Origin of the sequence: Serratia sp. 1D1416 (assembly GCF_003641105.1) — a bacterium.
Taxonomy (GTDB): domain Bacteria; phylum Pseudomonadota; class Gammaproteobacteria; order Enterobacterales; family Enterobacteriaceae; genus Serratia; species Serratia ficaria.
The window spans coordinates 4286174-4304865 of the sequence record NZ_CP032738.1; the positions used below are offsets into that span (position 1 = coordinate 4286174).

An 18692-nucleotide genomic window follows, 5' to 3' on the forward strand; every position below is an offset into this window, starting at 1 on the left:
CCCGATGGCGTGCTGAAGATTACGAAGACTGTTCCTCTTCATTGGCCAGGCTTTTCGCCTGCTGCTTCATAAACACCACTTCCTGCGGGCTGGACATGCTGACGCGTTCTGCGCGCAGCAGTTTGAGGATATTGAACAGCAGCTCGCTCTTGGTGGCGCCGACCATGCGCGGACTGGGGACGTAGCCGGTCACGCTGAGGATAATGCCTTCCGGCCCCAGCTGGCTGAAGCGCACGTAAGGCGCCGGCGCGTCCAGAATGGCCTCGTAGTCGTTGTAGGCGCTCAGCAGAATATTGCGCACCTGCTCCGGGTCGATGTCGGTCGGGAACGTCAGCGCAATGGTGACCACGCCCTGGGCATTGCCCATGGTGGCGTTGCGCACGTTCTGCGAGATCAGCTGCGAATTCGGCACGATCATGGTCGAACGGTCGCTGAGCTGGATTTCGGTGGCGCGCACGTTGATGCGGCGCACATCGCCCTCCACGCCGCCGATGCCGATCATATCCCCTACCTTCACCGGCCGTTCGGTCAGCAGGATCAGGCCGGAAATGAAGTTTTTCACAATCTCCTGCAGGCCGAAACCGATACCCACCGACAGGGCGCTGACGATCCACGCCAGGTTATTCCACTGAATGCCCAGCGCCGCCAGCGTGATCAGGATCAGCAGCACATAGCCGACGTTGCTGAACAGCGTGACCAGCGAGGCGCGGATGCCGACGTCCGAAATGGTTTTCGGCAGCAGCTCATTGCTCAGCCAACGCTGGGTCACCCGCAGGATATAGATGCCGATCGCCAGGCAAATCAACGCGTTGATCAGGTTGCCTGGCACGATGTTCAGCTTTTCCAGCCCTTCGCCGGTCAGGATGGCGGCGATCTTTTCCAGCAGCGTATTCGGCGTGGTGGTGCCGAAGGAGCCGTTGAACAGCGAGACGATGGTCAGCAGCAGCAACGTACATTTGGCCACCGCGGTGGTGATGATCGACATCTGTTCCAGATGGCGATCTTTAAAGTTGAACGATTTCTTCAGCGTTTTGCCGCTGGTGGTCTGCGACGAGAAGATGGCGGCGCACAGGTCGGTGGCGAACAGCACGGTAAAATAGAAGGTCATCAGAACCAGAACGATCCAGATCACCTGATAAGTCAGGAAGCGGGCGAAGGCGATGTAACCGACCAGCAGCGAAAGCAGAATGATCAGCGAACACGCCAGCGTGGCCATATGCACCAGGCCGCTGAGGGTGGAACGCTTTTCGATATGTTCGCCCTGCTGCTCCAGCCGGCGGCGGATGCGCTGGGCGCGCAGCGGGATCGCCAGCAACACCATGCCGATAAGCCCGGCCACCAACCCGTTGCCGAAAATGGTGGTGCTCAGGCTGGCGCTCACCACGTTGTTGATCAGCTCGATGGTGCCGAACGCCAACGCCAGCGCGGCCAGCAGCGGCGAGAAGTAGCGCAGGCCGGTGGCCACCGCGTCATCCAGCGACGCCAGGCGCCATGAAGGTCGGTTGAGCGACAGCGCCGCGCGGCCCAGGCCGGCGATCAGCGCGCAAAAAATCGCCAGTTTGCCAAAGCCTTCGGAAAAGTCCTGCAGCATCACCGGCAACGGCTGCACGCGGGTGAAGATCTGATTCAGCAGATTCAACGAGATGCCGGTGGTGATCACGGTGAGCGCCACGGTGGCGATGGCCATAAAGCTGCGGCGCAGGCGGCCGTCCGGCAGAAAACGAATGCTGACCCAGGCCAAAAAACGCTCGGAGTAGTAGCGGCCCCAGGACCAGATGATCACCGCCAGCGCCAGCAAGGCGAGCGTGCCGTAGCGCCACTCCTCCTGCCAGCTGGCGTCCCAGGCGCCTTTCATCTCGGCGTTGAACTGGGCCAAACGCTGCGCGTCTTCATCCGAGGGATGCGCGATCGGCGACCAGAACTTGGCGCCCAGAATGCTGCCGGTATTCAACGCCAGCTGGGTTTTGAACGCCACCCGGCGCAGATCGCCAATTTGCTGCCCCAGATCGAGCGCGCCGGTGTGGATCGCCTGCGCGCGCTTCACCGCGTCGTCCAACTGTTTTTTACTGTTGTTGAGCGCGTTGCGCTGCTGCACCACCGCCGGTGTTTCAGGCTGAGCGCCGGCGGCCGGCGGCGGCCCCAACACGTCGAGCTGCGCCTGCAGCTTTTCCTGCGCCGGCTGCAGATCGGTCGCCAGCTTGTCCAACCCGGCGGCGAGATCGTCGGTGGCCAGCCGCAGTTTGCTGAGCTGGTTATCGGTGCTGGCTTTGGACACCTGCTGCTTGATGCTGTCCAGCTGCTTTTGGGCGTTTTTCAGCTGGGTGGCGCTGTCTATCGGCGCGCTCTCGGCGGCGGCGGCATCATCCTGCTCCGCGGCGAAGGCCAGCGGCGCCGCCTGCAGGCCGAACAACAGGAACAGGCAAAAAAAGAGTTGACGGGGCTTTAACATAAATTCAGTGCTCAGCATTAACCTGAAAGCCAGGCGAACAGGCGGGAGCGAAGTCCCGCAACTTAATCATAAACGGCAATTATAATAGCTGCTTAATGTAAGCCGAAATACCGGAATTATTCCCATTCCGCGCCGCGGCCCGCCGGCCGAAACGGCGCTGCAGGCTAGCCCTATGATATCCTGATGGTTTTGATCTGGCGCAGGCTGAAAAAGCCGCCTATACTCAGCTCACCTATTAATCAAAATTATAAAAGGAGGATTACTATGCCGATGTGTGAATTGTTTATTTACTCACACTTCTACAGTAATTGCCGCCGCTCAAGCGTTACCGGTATCGTGCTGCGATAACCCAGCTTGAGCGAAGCTTACTAAAACCTGAGTTCCTTCCCTCCGGCTTACCGGGTTGTCGTCAGCGATGTTTGACGATAGGCATGACTATGCCGTTAATCTTGAGTAAGCAATGAGCACATTACTTTCTGCACAATCCGTCGGTTACGACAACGCGTTCGGCCCCCTGCTGAGCGAGGTTTCCTTCAGCCTGAAAAAAGGCGATCGCATCGGCTTAATCGGCCACAACGGCTGCGGCAAAAGCACCCTGTTGGGGTTCTACGCCGGAATCGCCAAAATTTCCGTTATCTGGGGGCGTAAGCGGGAACCGTCCAAAAGTTTGTCTCGTTTGTCACCTAACGATACATAATACAAAGCAGCATTGGCTGTCGACAACAAGGACATAACGTAACCAATTGATTTTAATTGATAAGCAGCTCTGCCAATATTAAAATCACAGTAAAACGAAGCAATGTAATCTCGCAAAATATAAACGCCAGCTCAATAACGATGACATTTTCTAACCAAAGCTATTGAGAAATGTTCTCACGTGGGTTAAAAACTAATCGCTTTTGCACAGATTTACATAACTCAATACCATCTTCAAAAGGAGTTGTTTATGAAAGTTATTGATACGTCATTATTAGACAGTATATCTGGTGGTCGTGGAAATAATGGCGGTGACCGTTCTGATAACGGTGGTGGCCGCGGTGGCTCTAACGGTCATGGCGGAAATTCAGGAAATGATCGCCAACATAATAGCTATAATCAGTCCAATCGAGGCAGCGGTAGCCAGGCTAACCACTTTGGTCGCCCCGGAGGTATGAAGGGTGGTGATGGTGGTTGTACTGGTGGCCATCGTCCTCGTTAATAAATAGAAGAAAACTTCACAAGGAGATATACTCTCCTTGTGATATTCCAGACACGCTAAGGAAAGGTATGAAAAAATTTAATTTTATCTACAATAACGAAAATTTCTTACTCTGTGATGAGAGTGAAAAAAATCAAAGTGAATTGGATAAACTTATGGGGAACGGTTTTCAAAAATTGGAAGTTGAGGCTGAATCAAAAAAAGAAGCTGTTAAAAAATTCAAAGAAAAATTAGGAGAGAATAGTAAAGCTCTTGAGGAGTATACAAAGGATATATCATTCAGTTCTATTATTGAAGCATTTTTAAGATAAAATGGATAAAGACAACTTAAACTTTAATGCGATAATGAGAGATGCCAATGATGATGGATGCTTTAACGAAGCTATAAACATAATAAGAGCTAAAGGGTTTAAGAAGGTTAAGGTTCCGGACAATATCCACTTTGTCTGGATTGGTGATCTGAAATCATCAAATATGTCATATGTAAAAGTATGGGGAGACATTAATAAAGATAAGTCGCTATTTTTATGGCTAGATGCCTCCTCCTCGTTTGTTAACTTATTCCAGCAATCCTTAAGATCATATTGTAATGCCAATGGAAAAGATATATTTAACCTCCGTAACGAGGCGTTTGATTACATTTGGCCAAAAATAAACGATGGTGATACGTTTAATGATGCGGCGAGTGAATTTCTTGATATAAAAAACCATGAATATGTTGAGAGAGGCGATTCTAACAAGCAGGCATATGAAAGCATTAATATAATGAACATTCAAGAACTGTTCAGTACAGAGTTCATTAGGTATAAAAAGTTTTACTATTACGAGTTAATATTGAGAGGTAATCTTGCATGTGCAAGTGATTTTGTTAGGCTTCTGATTTTGTGCCGGTATGGTGGCGTATATATAGATATAGATACACTACCTTATATTGACAATATTTATCAGAAGACAAATGCTCTCTTGGGTAAGCTTGGGATACGCCATGATGAACACGTTTACTTAGCTAAATCCCATGCTTTCTTGTGCGAGTTTAAATATACAAATGACAGTTTAATGGATTGTAAAACATATTTAAATCGGATTGAGAGCATTAATGGCATTGAAATTAATTATATATTAGACGCAATAATTTCAGACCTTAACAACGCCGAGCATTCTCAGTTATCTGTTCTTGGCGATACTTATGTTTATGATAATTTAATATCAATAAGTACAGTGGAATTTATAAATGGTGTATTTTTTAACAACATCATTGCTTCCTCCCCTGACTCCCGTTTTTTAAAAAACTTACTTAAAAGAGTAGCATTTAATTTTCATTACATTGAGAAAAATAAAAATATATTTAATGATAATCCCTTGATGTCTTCTTCTGTGGATAGTCGTTCAGTTTTCAATTTCTTGCTTAATTATCGACGTGATGTATTTTCAGAAAATGAATTCGTAACATTTTATTTGGCAGGGCCAAAGTTAATATCTAATACAGTATATCGCGTAATATGTGGGCTCACTGGATTACATAGAGTCTTGTCAACCGATAACTTAGCTAGGCTTATGCAAAATGGCGAAATTGGGATAGGGTTCCAAAAACAAACTTTAGACACCCCTTTAGGTACCAAATCTGCCTGGAGAAATAGGAATGAATAAATTTGGAATAAGTGCATTAATAATCGTATGCGATGCTGAAGATTCAATATTGAGAACTATAAATTCTATCATTGATGTTACGGATGAAGTTATCATTGTTGATACTGGCTCTGTCGATAATACACTAAATGTCATCCCCAAAGATAACAAAAAAGTAAAAATTTATAGTCAGGAATGGAATGATGATTTTTCCGCGCCGCGGAATTATGCAATAGATCTTGCTTCGGGACCCTATTGTTTTGTTATTGATGCTGACGAGTATTTAGCAGAGAGCAGTCGAAATGGATTTAGAGAACAACTACATTCGCTATTTTATAGCGAGGAACTCACTCTATATGCACCTGCTATCGATAACATGAATGGTTCTATATTAAGGAATAATGCAAGAATCTTTATGAAAAGAATCTCCTTAAGATATAAAGGGTTTGTTCATGAATATCTGTATGAAGAGAATTATACTATAAAACATACACCTGAAATTACATTAAACCACACCGGGTATTTGAAATGTGGGGAATTAAATATTAAAAAAAATAGAAACTTACGCCTTTTAAAACGTCAGTTGGATGTGACTCCAACAGAGCTAAGATGGAAGTATTTCATGCTTAGATATTTAGAGCCACATGATGAACAATTTGAAGGTATCCTTAACGAGTTTGGTAGATTACCCCTTCCTTACAGTCATGACATCGAAATATATGCACTTAACGTAAAATCGAGACTGATAAAACACCTCTTAGATAAATCTAATTTTTTTGATGCACATTTTCATGCTGATGAATTACTCGAAAATTATAGAGATAAAAATAGTTTTTTTCTTTACTTCATTTCACTCTATTTGATGTCAACCCATCGTTACCATAATGATATGCTTAGCTTGAGAGAAAAACTCGACAGCATTGATAACTATTCTCATGACGAATTTATAATTGAGACTATAGATGATAAGTTTGTGTCGTCAATCATGAATAGCTTCCTGCTAGATCTTGATTATATAACTTAATCATATTGTCATTGTTTTAGCGATATAACTCTGTCTGCAGATGCAATGGTAGTTTCCCTGTGAGCAATTATCACCCTAGTTATTTTCAACTGTTTTATCGCTTGGTTTACAAAACTTTCACTTTCATGGTCCAATGAACTTGTAGCCTCATCCATGAAAAGAATACCAGGTTTCCGGTAGAGAGCTCTAGCAATAAATATACGTTGCTTTTGCCCCCCCGATAATCCCTCCCCCAGCTCGCCGATTAAAGTTTCATAACCCATTGGCATTTTCATAATAACATCATGAATGTAACTAGCCTTAGAACACTCAATCATCCAGTCTTCATTTTCGTTATCTTCAAATCCACAAATATTCTCTCGTATCGAACCGGAAAATAATTTATCATCCTGCATTACACAACCGATAATTTTATGGTAGTTATTAATGCCGAGTTGCTGTATATCAGTGCCATCGATAATCACTTTCCCTTCATCTGGGTCGAATAATCCACACAATACTCTCATTAAGGTTGTTTTCCCAGCGCCAGAAGGTCCCGTGATTGCCACACTTTCTCCAGGTAGAATACAGATAGATAGGCTATTAAAAACTGGTAGCGACTGGCTATCATAGCGATAGCTTAAGTTATACGTTTCTAATGAAACGGGGCGCATGGCAACATTTATCGAAAAATCAGGTTTCCTAGCCTCCTGCGAGTGTATAGCAATATCTGCAATGCGTTCGTTATGCAGGCTCATCATACGTAATTGCAAAAGAAAGCTAGTTAGTGATGAAACCCTATCTGTAAACTGCTCTCTGAATACACCAAAGGCAATAAACATGCCTATAGTCATTTGGTTGTCAATCACAAGACTTGCACCCAGCCATAAGATTATCACTTGATCACAAGCCCTGATAAAGGAGTTTATCCCACCAAAAAAAAGGTCCATTTTGGTGACTTTTATTTCTGTGTTGACGGTGTCAATCTCTAAATTTAACCAGTGAGCTGCCCTTCGTTCGCCCATTCCTTGCATCTTGACCGTTGCGATCCCATATAGGGTTTCCATAAAATATGATCTTGTTCGAGCATCCCTGACTAACGCTTCTTCCGACAATTGTCGATACGTTCCATATGATAGTAGTCTAATAAACACATAAATTGCTGTAAATCCAAGTACAAACCAAGTTAACCAGCCACCATATAACGCCATCATCACAATTACACCGAACACCATGATGCCATCCATGAGCGCCCCTACGATACTACTCGTAAATGTCTCACGTAATGTGTTCAGTGAACCAAATCGGGACTGAATATCACCCAGTTTGCGTCGTTCAAAATAGCTCAATGGCAGCCTTAGTAGATGGTTCAATAACCCCGATTGCCACTGGATGTTGATGAGTGTCGTCATTATCAGGGAAGACCAGGATCGAAGCATGCTTACCGCTGTACGCAGTAGAATAAATAGCAGGAGGCCGATACAGATAAGAGTGAGTAAACCGTGATCTCCTGCAGGGATCGCATGATCCATCACTAATTGAGCTCCTACGGGCATCATCAGGTTGATGGTTTCTATAACAAGAGATAAGAAGAAAATCTTGCCTAGTGTCATCTTAAGTCCATGCACACTACCTATTAACGTGCTTAAACTGAGCCGAGTGCGCACAGTGTTTGCCTTAAACGCACTGCCTGGCCAGACTTCAAGCGCCACACCGGTAAAACTCTGTGAAAGTTCTGTCAGGCTGACGGAACGATATCCAAGTGCTGGATCATGCAGGATCGCGTGGTTACGGTTAACACTGATGAGTACCACAAAGTGGTTGAAATCCCAGTGTAATATGCAGGGCATTTTGAGTGCCTTAATCTCATTGAGCTCCAGAGACAAGGGCCGGGTTGATAACCCCAGTTGGTCGGCAATACTTGTCAGCCCAGACAGCGTAGTACCGCGGGCTGAAAGATTAAACTGTCGGCGGAGAGCAATCATATCAATGTTCTTGCCATAGTGGCCACAAATCATGGCCAGGCAGGCCAAACCACATTCAGAGGATTCTGTTTGATGGACCAATGGAACACGGTTTCGTAGCCGCATATCCAGCTGACTTAACATCTTTTTAAAAGAATACTTATTCATTGACTGGCCCCGTTGCGCTGTGCTTCATGTCGTAGAATGGCGATAACATCCATTGATAAATCCTCCTTTTTTCCAGAAACAAAGTACTCTGGGCTTTCATGCCATTTTCCAGGCTCAGACTCTTGCCGTTGTAGGCAATGGTCTGTATCTCCGGCCTGACTATCACTTTGTAGTACGGTATGGCACTAGTTAGTGCTGCTTTGGGGGCTCCCTGATAGGTCAGCATTTCCTGTGGCGAGGCCGGGGCTTTGGAAATGAGGGTCACCCTGCCAGCGAACTGACCAAACTTCTCCGCTGGAAAGGCTTCATAGCGAATGTTGACCCGGTCCCCGGCAGCGATATAAGGGATGGCATCATTGGGTACCCAGAGCACCAGGGAATAGTGGTCGATGTGATGTGGAATGACCTGCAGCAGACTGTCACCAGCATTGACCATTTGCCCGACCGTGACGCTCAGTGAGTCGACGCGGCCGTCAGCCAGGGCCCTGACAATAAGTGCCCCGCCAGCATCGATATTCAGCCGTTCCTTTTGCAGCTCATAACGCTGCAGCTCCATCTGGTAAATCTGATTATCGAACTCGGCGGCCTGGGTGTGGATTTGGCTTTCCAGTGCGGTGATCTGCAGGGAATTTTGTTCATTTTGGCCGGACAGGCCGAGTAGGTTGTTTTGCTGCTGATAATACAGCGCCACCTGATTGGTGAGCTGATCCTTGTTTATTAGGCCCTTGGCCTGATAATGTCGGTAGTTCTCCATGTTCTCCTTCATGATACGGATCCCCTCTTGGGCGCGCCGGAGTATATCGGTGGAGCGTTGAAACGCGGTGGTATACTGCGATTTTTGCTTTTCCAGCATGTCGAGGGTGCTTTTTTTGCTGCTCTCCAGTCGGCCAATGATTTGCGCAATGCGTGCCAGCTGACTATCGATATCCTGGCGCTGATTGTCACTCACCACGCCGCTGCGAGTGCTTTTGCTGACGTCGATCTGGTAGATAGGAGCACCGGCGGTGATCCCTTGCCCTTCGGTGACGAACTGTCTGACCACTACGCCTTGGACGCTGGAATAGACATTGGCGGCTCGAGGATAGGTGGAAATCTCACCGGTGACATTGACGCGTCGGGTGTAGGTGCCTGCAATGACAAAGGTCAGGAACGCTACAAGAAAGAAAAGACACAATCCCGCCATTACCCATAAGGGGATACCGGGTAGAAGAAGCGCACGACCGCGCCATTTCATTTTCTGGTTATCAACCGCTTCCTGGCGAAACACCATTTTTCTTCCTTAAAATTAGGGGATGGAATGAGTCTGCTCCATTATGCTGAGAAAATTCGCTACACACTCGGCTGACTGCGAGCGAGCGCCCAATACACCGTTGGGCGTGATACCGAAAATAATTCCGTCAGATCACTGATCGAATTTTGCCCTGTTTCATGCATTCGGCACAGCTCTTTTTGCCGCCCGACGCCTACCGCGCCTGGATTGATACGCCCGGCGAGCGGCCGCACTGGCGACTGGCGTTTACCCCCGCGGGCTGATGCAAACGCCGGGCTTAGGTGAATTATTTTTTTACTTTCGCGGAGAGTTGCCAGACAAAGGCGACCAGCAGCATGCTGCCGGAAAATGTCAGCGTTAAACTGGTGAGGAATTCGGATTTTCCGGTGGTGTAAAAGTAAATTTCATTAACGCCCACGGCAATCATCAAAATGGCGTAGAGCAACCCCAGAATTAATATCATCATTATCGTTATACTCCGTTTCTCAGGCGGCGTTCAGCGCGCCGTTAAATCCTCCCCATAAAAAATAAAACCATTATGGGGAGGATGCATCCAGGTGGATCTTTAGCGTTCATCAATCATCCCATTTGGTGCTCATATAGGCCGCCAACAGGCCCAGAGAGCTGATTATTGCCAGGAATCCTACAAAAACCGTCATATTTCCCATTATCTCGTCCTCAGTTAACCGTTATCGATAAAAACCTCTTTAATTAAAAAGCGGGGTTGGTCGGTGTCCATTGCGTTCTACGTCCTCCTGGTGATAAATAACATCCCCGCCCGGGCCGGCGCGGGGCGATGGTTAAATGCCCAATGCGTACTGGGCGATTTTGAAATAAATAATCAATCGGCGCTCATATAGCCGGCAATCGAAGATTCATCGAGAACTTCAGCATTGGCCAGCGCCGCAGAGGAATGATTTTTAAGTGATTGAGTCATTGTCAGTCCCTATTTCTGTTTGAACTTCAACAGCGAATCGCATAGGGGCGCAACCAAAGAGGGAGTGCAGACGGCCTATCTCCGCGTCCAGGTTTTAGCACTATACAACGTATCTGAAGTGTTACTCAGAAGTTACTTTGGGCTGAACCTTAATTCGATAAAGCCTGTCTTAACCTTGGGCATCTCTCGATGTCGTCAGATCAGTAACCTGTGTTTGTATAGGAGCCTCGCCAAACGAGATACTGCATATAAACTACCGGCGCAGTATAGGCGGTGTTTTCGCCGGCGGGAAGAAAATAACCTCCGCCGTTGATGGAGTATTTAGGAAACTGTTATTAATGGAATAAATCATAAAGAAGGCCGATATTATTCGGCCGTCCTTATTTTTTGAATCGGCGTGGCGTTGGCTTTGTAATACACCGGCGTAAACCGGTTGCCACAAAAAAGCCGGGCCACCTCAGCGGCACACCTTGTCGCGCCGCGGCTTTTTCGGCGCCAGCAGGTAATCCACCACGCTTTCATCCACGCAGCGATCGATCCCGTTCAGCACCAGCGTGTGTCCGTCCCGTTCGCGGGTGATCAGCGGGCTTTTGAACCTGGCGGCCATCGCCTGCGCGTTGCGGTATGGCGTGGCCGGATCGTAACGCTGGCCGACAAACAGCAGCGGCGGCAGCGACGGCGACGCTACCGCCGCATGCGGCCGATCCTTGCCGCGGTACGGCCACAGGTCACACATTTCCAGCGGATACTCGTGCAGCGGCAGATAATGGCTGAACAGCGCGGCGGTGTTGACCTCCTGACGCTGCCGCCGCAGCCGCTGCGGATCGGCGCCCGGGTCGGCGACATCGGCGCAGGTAATGACGTTCAGGGCGTCATCGGCGTCCGGCGAGTAGCTTTCGTCAATCAGATCGGCGACCTGCCGGCCGGCGATGCCGGCGTTGATTTGCCGCACCAGGGTAGCCAGTTCATGCCAACGCTCCGGCCATGGCAGCAGCGAGCGGGTTGCGGTAATGACGTCATCGGCGGAAATCTCGTAGCCGTCCTGCGTCACGAACGGGCGTTCGTGCAGTTGGCGCAGTATCGCATGGTAGCTTTGCAGCGCCTGATTGGCGTCGGCGGACAACGGGCAGCTGCCGGTTTTGCCGCAGTAGGCCGCAAAGCGCTGGAAGCTCTGCTGGTAAGCCCGTTCCTGATTCACCCGCTGGGCAAAGTCGTCTTCGGCCAGGTCCACCACGCCATCCAGCACCAGCGCGCGGGTTTTCTTCGGGTAGCGCTCGGCGTACAGCGCCGCCACCTTGGTGCCGTAGGAATAGGCCACCGCGGTCAGCCCCGGTTCGCCCAGCGCGCGCCGGATAACGTTCAGGTCGTTGACCGCCTCATCGGTGCCGATATGCTGCAGCACCTCGGCGCCGGTTTGCCTGATGCAGGCGGCGATCATTTCCCGCACCTGGCTTTCCGCGCCGGCCAGGTCATTGTCATCCGGCGACGGCGTTTCGTCGTTTTCGCCGCGCTGGCAGGCGATCTTCGGCGTCGACTGCCCCACGCCGCGCGGATCGTAGCCGATGATGTCGTAGGATTTTCTCAGGCGGGCGACGCTGGCGTCGGCGGCCAGCTGCGGATTGATGCCCGGCAGCCCCGGCCCGCCGGCGATCACCACCAGGCTGCCCTTTTTCGGCCCGGTGGCCGGCAGCAGCGTCAGCGCCAGACGCACGGTTTCGCTCCGGTCCGACAACGCCTGGCCGGCGCTTTCCGGGTAGATCAGCGGCGCGTCGACGTAGCCGCAGCGCAAGCCGGGCGGCGGCGTATCTTCGAACCAGCGCTGAAATCCGCTGTTCAGGCAAGATTGCCAGCGGATGCTGCTTTCCGGCGCGGCGGCGCGGACCGGCAGTTTGGCATGGGCGGGCAGATTGGCGGCGGCGGCAAGCAACACCAGAATACGCAGTACTGACATGGGGAGTCCTTTCAACTCGGCGAATCTGTTCAGGGTAAATAGCCCCGGTTAAACAGCTGACCAATAGACCATAAAAAACCTGCCGGGTGAAGGCGCGCGGTGGCTATCCCGCGCTCGGATTGCCCCCATAAGGCGCGATTATCCGTCACGCGGCCATTTCCTCTGCTAGGCTTAAGGTTCGTTTATCCAACAAGGAACAGGAGAGTCATATGTTTGGAAAAGCTGAAGACAAAGCCAACGAAGCGGCCGGCGCGGTAGAAGAAGCGTTTGGCAAAGCCACCGACTCGCAGGAGCATCAGGTTCGCGGCGCGGCGCGCAAATACGCCTCGCAGGCCAGCTATGCCGCCCGAGATGCGGCCGACAGCGTAAGAACCCAGGTGGAATCAAATCCGCTGGCCGGCGTGGCCATTGCCGCGGCGGTGGGCATCGTGCTCGGCTTCCTGCTGGGCCGTAAATAGACCTTTTACGCCAGCCAGACAAGGGGCCCGTTACGGCTGAAGGGCCCCTAAAAAAGACAGGCATCGCGTTTTGTAATCTGCAAATCACGCTAGCAAATTCAATGAAATAACCTCGATTCCTGCTCGTGCGTTATGCCAGAAGTTTGCCGTAACTATCGAAAATAGTTCATTGTCGGTCTGACGCCAGAAACTTGGCGGCTTCCAACTTACAACCCTCGAAAACCCTGCTTTACCATCTGGCTTCTCATAAGCGCTCGTAACTCGTACAATGGTACTATTATGGATTATGCAGAGGGAAGGTAGATGAGCAAGCGCGGGGATTTGATAGAGCTTTCAGAAGCTTCCACGGCCATGTACGGGCTTGTCTACTCCTTTTAGCTGGACGACTGACAGCGGCTTCAGCCCAGAAGATTTAGTGTCTGATCTCTTAGGCTTTTATCGCGTCGTCCGCCCAATGAACTACTTCCCACAACTCCGCTTAATCAGCAAGAAAGAAGCGCTAAAACGCTGGGATCACTACGGGCCGATCGGCAACTACAAAAACAAGTTATTCCGCCCTATGCTTTTCCCAGACCCAGCCAAAAACAAGGTAGCAAGACCGCTCTATGGGGAGTTACCGCCGTTCATGAAAGCGGTCACCCCATATAACAATTTCAACGACGGTACGGTTAATGTCATTGTCAACGACGGAGCACATATGAATATTGGCGTAGAACCGATGAAGGATTACCGATGACCAAAGCAGTTAAAATCGTCTCTGTTGCGGTCGCCGCTGTTTTGATATTCGCTGCTTACAAGACGGCGTCCATTGCCCTAACAGACAGCGCAGACTACACACGTTCTGACTGGCTAACGTATAAGCTGATCGCACCGGACGAAATTAAAGGCGCCCCGCTGTTGGTCGACGAAACCCCCCTCCATTTTAGAGCCACTGATGGAAACTCTCCTCAGGTCGATGAAGTCGAGTACGGCAAAGGCACGGATGAGACCGTATTGGCCGATTACCTGGTGTCGTTAGGATACCACCAGGTGGATGACCCGGTGTTTGGTAAGCGCTGGGCAAAAGAAGGCTCTGATAAAAGCGCCTATATAGCCAAAACCGATAATGCGGTGCGACTTACCTTCACTGATTAATCGTTGAACAGTGATTACCTAGTGATCGGGATATTCCTCCTCGCCTTCACCACGTCGGTGTGCATGGATACCGAAGAAATCACACCGTTCCGTTACCATTGGTGCTTTGCACTCTTCTCTGTTTAACGGCTTCGTGCCAGTTCCAGTTACAGCTGTAAAACCTTGTCACAGTGGTCCCGCGATTGCTGGGTTATCATGCTGAAAATAAAGGATTATATCTGTGACATCAGGCCAATAACCTGAAATCAAGGCGGATAATCTCGTATCTGAAATGAGTGGGGATCCCTCAGCCGTTACGGGCCCTTTTTATTTCCCGCCTATCGCAGCCATCGGTTAATAAACCCCCCGCCATCAACTACGATTACTTTGTGACCACCGCCGAGGCGGCGCGGTCCGGCAGATAACCCATTGAGGATTATCATCAATATTCATGCTGTTTAAGCCGCACGCCCTTCTCGCGGCTAAGAAAGGTTGATTATGGCACGCACTACCCCTATCGAACGCTACCGCAACATCGGCATCTCCGCGCATATCGACGCCGGCAAGACCACCACCACCGAGCGGATCCTGTTTTACACCGGGGTCAGTCACAAGCTGGGCGAAGTTCACGACGGCGCGGCGACCATGGACTGGATGGCGCAGGAGCAGGAGCGCGGCATCACCATTACCTCGGCGGCCACCACCTGCTTCTGGAACGGCATGCAGCATAATTACCCGCAGCATCGCATCAACATCATCGACACCCCGGGGCACGTCGACTTCACCATTGAGGTGGAGCGTTCGATGCGCGTGCTGGACGGCGCGGTGATGGTCTATGACTCGGTCGGCGGCGTACAGCCGCAGTCGGAAACCGTCTGGCGCCAGGCCAACAAGTACAAAGTGCCGCGGCTGGCGTTCGTCAACAAGATGGACCGCGTCGGCGCCGATTTCTTCCGGGTGCGCAAAATGATGATCGAGCGCCTGAAGGCCAATCCGGTGCCGATCGTCATCCCGATCGGCGCCGAAGACCATTTCACCGGCGTGGTCGATCTGGTGCGGATGAAGGCCATCCTGTGGGACGAGGCTTCGCAGGGCATGAGCTTCAGCTTTGAGGAGATCCCGGCCGAGCTGCGCGAATCGGCTCAGGAATGGCGCGAGAACATGATCGAGGCCGCCGCCGAAGCCTCGGAAGAGCTGACGGAGAAATATCTCAATCAGGTGCCGCTGAGCGAGGAAGAGATCGTCCACGGCCTGCGGGTGCGCACCGTGGCCGGCGAAATCCAGCCGATGCTGTGCGGCTCGGCGTTCCGCAACAAGGGCGTGCAGCGCATGCTCGATGCGGTGATCGAGCTGATGCCTTCGCCGCTCGACGTGCCGCCGATGGAGGGCCACGGCGAACACGATGAGATAGTCACCCGCAAAGCCGACGACAATGAAAAATTCTCGGCGCTGGCGTTCAAACTGATGACCGACCCGTTCGTCGGCCAGTTGACCTTCGTGCGGGTTTATTCCGGGGTGCTGGCGAAAGGCGACAGCGTTTACAACCCGATCAAGGGCAAGAAAGAGCGCATCGGCCGCATCGTGCAGATGCACGCCAACGACCGCAAGGACGTGGATGAGCTGCACGCCGGCGATATCGCCGCCTGCGTCGGGCTGAAGGACGTCACCACCGGCGACACCCTGTGCGATCCCGACGCCATCGTCACGCTGGAGAAAATGACGTTTCCCGAGCCGGTGATCGCCCAGGCGATCGAGCCGAAAACCAAGAGCGACCAGGAAAAAATGGGCATCGCGCTGCAGCGCCTGTCTTCGGAAGATCCTTCGTTCCGGGTGCGCACCGACGAAGAGTCCGGCCAGACCCTCATTTACGGCATGGGCGAACTGCACCTGGAAATCATCGTCGACCGCATGCGGCGCGAATTCGGCGTGGAAACCGCCACCGGAAAGCCGCAGGTCTCCTATCGGGAAACCCTCCGCAAGCGGGTGACCGACGTCGAGGGCAAGTTCGTGCGCCAGTCCGGCGGCAAGGGTCAGTACGGCCACGTGGTGCTCACCGTCGAACCGAATGAGCCGGGTAAAGGCTTCGAATTTTTCGACGAGATCAAGGGCGGCGTGATCCCGGGCGAGTTCATCCCGGCGGTGAAAAAAGGCGTGCTGGAAGCGCTGAACAACGGCGTGCTGGCGGGTTATCAGGTGGTGGACGTCAAGGTGCATCTGACCTTTGGCTCCTACCACGACGTCGACTCCTCGGAGCAGGCATTCCGCATGGCGGCGATCTTCGGCTTTAAAGAAGCCTGCCGCCTGGCGGACCCGGCGCTCCTCGAACCTGTCATGTCGGTCGAGGTGGAAACGCCGGAGGACTACGCCGGCAACGTGATGGGCGATTTATCCTCCCGCCGCGGGCTGGTGCAGGGCATGGAGGATATCCCGGGCGGCGGCGGCAAGATGATCCACGCCAAGGTGCCGCTGTCCGAGATGTTCGGTTACTCGACCACCCTGCGCTCGATGTCGCAGGGGCGCGCCACCTACAGCATGGAGTTCAGCCACTACGCCGAAGCGCCGCGCAACGTGGCCGAAGAGATTATCCACCACCGCCAGCGTTAACCCCATCCGCCCGCCGCAGTGCCGGCGGGCGTTATTCCCCTTCCTCCACCGGCTGCGGTTTGATGCGCATGGCATACACCACCCCGACAATCAAACAGGCGATGCCGCATAGCGTCAACAACGGCGGCCAAGCCTGGCGCAAGATGAAGGTATAGGCCAGCCCCGCCAGAATTTCGAACACGATCAGCGGCCCCACCAGCACCGTCGGCAAACGCTGGCTGGCTTCGTTCCAACACAGCGCGCCCAGCCAGGAGCAGAATACGCCAATGATCAGCATCAGCAGGATAAACACTTCCGGCCGCGGCCCGAACGGCAATGCGAACGCAGGCTGGGTAATGGCCAGTTGGCCGCATACCAGCAGATAGCCCAACAGCGCCAGCGGCAAGGTCACTACCCCTGCGCCGTGGCCCAGGTGGCGGGCCGCTGCGTCGGGTTCTCCCGCAGCCAGCGGGCGTTGCGCAGCGGGAACCAGGTCCAGCAGGCCACCGCCAACAGCGCCAGCCCCAGGCCGCTGAGATAACGCCAACCGTCGAGGGGCGCCTCGTTGCCCCGCAGCTCGGCGACGTTAACGCAGGCCAGGCCGCAGCCGATCAATACCAGCGCCGGCGCCAGCTTGCGCCAGGCCAGGCGCCCGTCGTGCCGGCCATAAAACAGATTGGCGGTAATGGAAATCACCACCGGCAAGGTGCCGATGATCATGGTGGAAACCGGCGCGCCGGTGCGCTGAATGGCGCTGGCCAGGCACAGGTAATACAGCAGGTTGCCGATGGCGGTCAGCTTGAGCGCCTCCAGCCAGTCTTTGCGCAGCAGCCGCCGCAAACGGCGACGATCGAGCCAGGCCAACGGCAAGGCGATCAGCCCGAAGGCCAGATAACGCCCGGTGGACTGCAGCGCAGCGGGATAATCCGGCACCAACAGCGGGCCGACGAAGATCAACCCCCACATCAGCCCGGCCATCAGGGCAAACAACACGCCAATAAACATCACCACTCCCACGCTAAGCCGGCATTCCCCGGGCAATCATCATGGGAGCAGCGTAACGGAACCCAGGGGGAAATTATTGTAGCAGGTTGCTGTTTTAACCCAATTTAACCTGTTTTTGAAAACGCACCGGTGTGACGCCGTAACGGTTAGCGAAGGCGCGCGTCAGGTGCGCCTGGTCGGTCAACCCCGCCGCCGCCGCCACCTGAGCGGCGGGCAGGCCGCGCTCCAACAGGCGCTTGGCCTGCGACAGGCGGATAGCCATCAGCATCTGATGCGGCGAAACGTGGTATTCGGCCTTGAATTTACGCAGAAAATGGTACGGGCTGAGCGATACCAGCGCAGCCAGTTGGTTGAGCGTAATGGCTTCGGAGAAATTATCGCGCAGATACTGTTTAACAATCTCAAAGCGGTGCGCCGCTTCGGCCTTTTCCCCGTGCGCCACGCGAATGTGCGGGCGCAACAGCCCGACCGCCTCCAGCAACAGGCCGTCGATGGCCAGCGGGTCATGTTCCCGCCACAGCCCGGCGAGAATGGCGGACAACCGCTGCGCCGCCAGCGGATCCTCGCGCACCGCGTCGGTGAACCACTGCCCCCGTTCACCGGAAAGCTGTTCCAGCGCCTCGGGCGCCAGATAGAGCATGCGGTAGCGCCAGCCTCCGGGGGTCTCCGCTTCGCCGGTGTGCAGTTCGTCGGGGTTCATCAGCACCAGGGAACCCGGTGCCGCCAGATGCTGCGCGCCGCGGTAGCGAAAACGCTCCGCCCCGGCGTTCACGGTGCCGATGGCGAAGGCGTCGTGGGTGTGCGGTTCGAAGGCGTAGCGTTCGATATGCGCCTGATAAAGTTCTACACCCGGTAAGTGGGGCAAATGCCGAAACTGCGCGCAGTCCTTTTCAAACGGAAACTGTTCTGGAACACCCTGCACCGCATCACCTTTGTCACATGGCCTCATCGGCCCCCAGCATAGCCA

At 52.5% G+C, this 18692-nt stretch carries 15 protein-coding genes, 2 pseudogenes and 1 riboswitch; of the genes and pseudogenes, 9 read left to right on the plus strand and 8 right to left on the minus strand.

What is annotated here, in order from left to right:
* Nucleotides 1-19: 19 nt before the first annotated feature.
* A complete protein-coding gene (locus tag D7I37_RS20700; RefSeq protein WP_095100151.1) occupies nt 20-2449 on the minus strand; it encodes a DUF3772 domain-containing protein in 2430 nt (809 codons plus the stop codon).
* Between the two features lie 460 nt (nt 2450-2909).
* On the opposite strand from D7I37_RS20700, the pseudogene D7I37_RS27640 reads away from it, so the two are divergent.
* The 5 genes and pseudogenes from D7I37_RS27640 to D7I37_RS20725 all read left to right on the plus strand — a co-directional run.
* Nucleotides 2910-3065: pseudogene (locus tag D7I37_RS27640) on the plus strand (ATP-binding cassette domain-containing protein); the annotation flags it as partial.
* A 330-nt stretch (nt 3066-3395) separates the two neighbouring features.
* The gene (locus tag D7I37_RS20710) at nt 3396-3647 is read left to right on the plus strand and encodes a hypothetical protein (protein ID WP_129544276.1); all 252 of its coding nucleotides are present in this window, start codon (nt 3396-3398) and stop codon (nt 3645-3647) included.
* Nucleotides 3648-3715: 68 nt separating this feature from the next.
* The gene (locus tag D7I37_RS20715; RefSeq protein WP_129544277.1) at nt 3716-3958 is read left to right on the plus strand and encodes a hypothetical protein; all 243 of its coding nucleotides are present in this window, start codon (nt 3716-3718) and stop codon (nt 3956-3958) included.
* Between the two features lies 1 nt (nt 3959).
* Complete coding sequence (locus D7I37_RS20720) at nt 3960-5294, plus strand: TcdA/TcdB catalytic glycosyltransferase domain-containing protein (RefSeq protein ID WP_129544278.1); 1335 nt, start codon at nt 3960-3962, stop codon at nt 5292-5294.
* Nucleotides 5287-6297, plus strand: coding sequence for a glycosyltransferase (locus D7I37_RS20725; protein WP_129544279.1), 1011 nt, complete (start codon nt 5287-5289; stop codon nt 6295-6297). The genes D7I37_RS20720 and D7I37_RS20725 overlap by 8 nt, the downstream gene beginning before the upstream one ends.
* An 8-nt stretch (nt 6298-6305) precedes the next feature.
* Here the strand turns inward: D7I37_RS20725 and D7I37_RS20730 are convergent, their stop codons facing one another.
* From D7I37_RS20730 to D7I37_RS20745, 5 genes are all read right to left on the minus strand, one after another.
* On the minus strand, nt 6306-8408 hold the full coding sequence (locus tag D7I37_RS20730; protein ID WP_129544280.1) for a peptidase domain-containing ABC transporter: 2103 nt from the start codon (nt 8406-8408) through the stop codon (nt 6306-6308).
* Entirely contained in the window at nt 8401-9675 is a 1275-nt protein-coding gene (locus D7I37_RS20735) for an HlyD family secretion protein (protein ID WP_129544803.1), read from the minus strand. The genes D7I37_RS20730 and D7I37_RS20735 overlap by 8 nt, the downstream gene beginning before the upstream one ends.
* 289 nt (nt 9676-9964) lie before the next feature.
* Nucleotides 9965-10144, minus strand: a complete 180-nt coding sequence (locus tag D7I37_RS20740; RefSeq protein WP_061795212.1) for a hypothetical protein — start codon at nt 10142-10144, stop codon at nt 9965-9967.
* Between the two features lie 109 nt (nt 10145-10253).
* Nucleotides 10254-10346, minus strand: coding sequence for a protein MgtS (mgtS, locus tag D7I37_RS27100; RefSeq protein ID WP_145957250.1), 93 nt, complete (start codon nt 10344-10346; stop codon nt 10254-10256).
* Nucleotides 10347-10687: 341 nt separating this feature from the next.
* Nucleotides 10688-10861, minus strand: a riboswitch (M-box (ykoK) riboswitch).
* A gap of 211 nt (nt 10862-11072) precedes the next feature.
* Nucleotides 11073-12566, minus strand: coding sequence for an alpha/beta hydrolase (locus tag D7I37_RS20745; RefSeq protein WP_129544281.1), 1494 nt, complete (start codon nt 12564-12566; stop codon nt 11073-11075).
* A 209-nt stretch (nt 12567-12775) separates the two neighbouring features.
* Between D7I37_RS20745 and D7I37_RS20750 the strand changes: the two genes are divergently transcribed.
* The 4 genes from D7I37_RS20750 to fusA all read left to right on the plus strand — a co-directional run bounded on the left by D7I37_RS20750 (nt 12776) and on the right by fusA (nt 16741).
* Complete coding sequence (locus tag D7I37_RS20750) at nt 12776-13024, plus strand: DUF883 family protein (protein ID WP_129544282.1); 249 nt, start codon at nt 12776-12778, stop codon at nt 13022-13024.
* 415 nt (nt 13025-13439) lie between these two features.
* Nucleotides 13440-13760, plus strand: a complete 321-nt coding sequence (locus tag D7I37_RS20755) for a hypothetical protein (protein WP_207205539.1) — start codon at nt 13440-13442, stop codon at nt 13758-13760.
* A complete protein-coding gene (locus D7I37_RS20760) occupies nt 13757-14158 on the plus strand; it encodes a hypothetical protein (protein WP_129544283.1) in 402 nt (133 codons plus the stop codon). Before D7I37_RS20755 ends, D7I37_RS20760 begins: the two co-directional genes overlap by 4 nt.
* A gap of 477 nt (nt 14159-14635) precedes the next feature.
* Nucleotides 14636-16741 (plus strand): elongation factor G, encoded by a 2106-nt coding sequence (gene fusA / locus D7I37_RS20765; RefSeq protein WP_061795368.1) that lies wholly within the window; start codon nt 14636-14638, stop codon nt 16739-16741.
* A gap of 31 nt (nt 16742-16772) precedes the next feature.
* Here fusA and D7I37_RS20770 read toward each other — a convergent pair.
* A pseudogene (locus D7I37_RS20770) lies at nt 16773-17725 on the minus strand (DMT family transporter).
* 94 nt (nt 17726-17819) lie between these two features.
* On the minus strand, nt 17820-18647 hold the full coding sequence (locus D7I37_RS20775) for an AraC family transcriptional regulator (RefSeq protein WP_095097667.1): 828 nt from the start codon (nt 18645-18647) through the stop codon (nt 17820-17822).
* Nucleotides 18648-18692 lie beyond the last annotated feature (45 nt).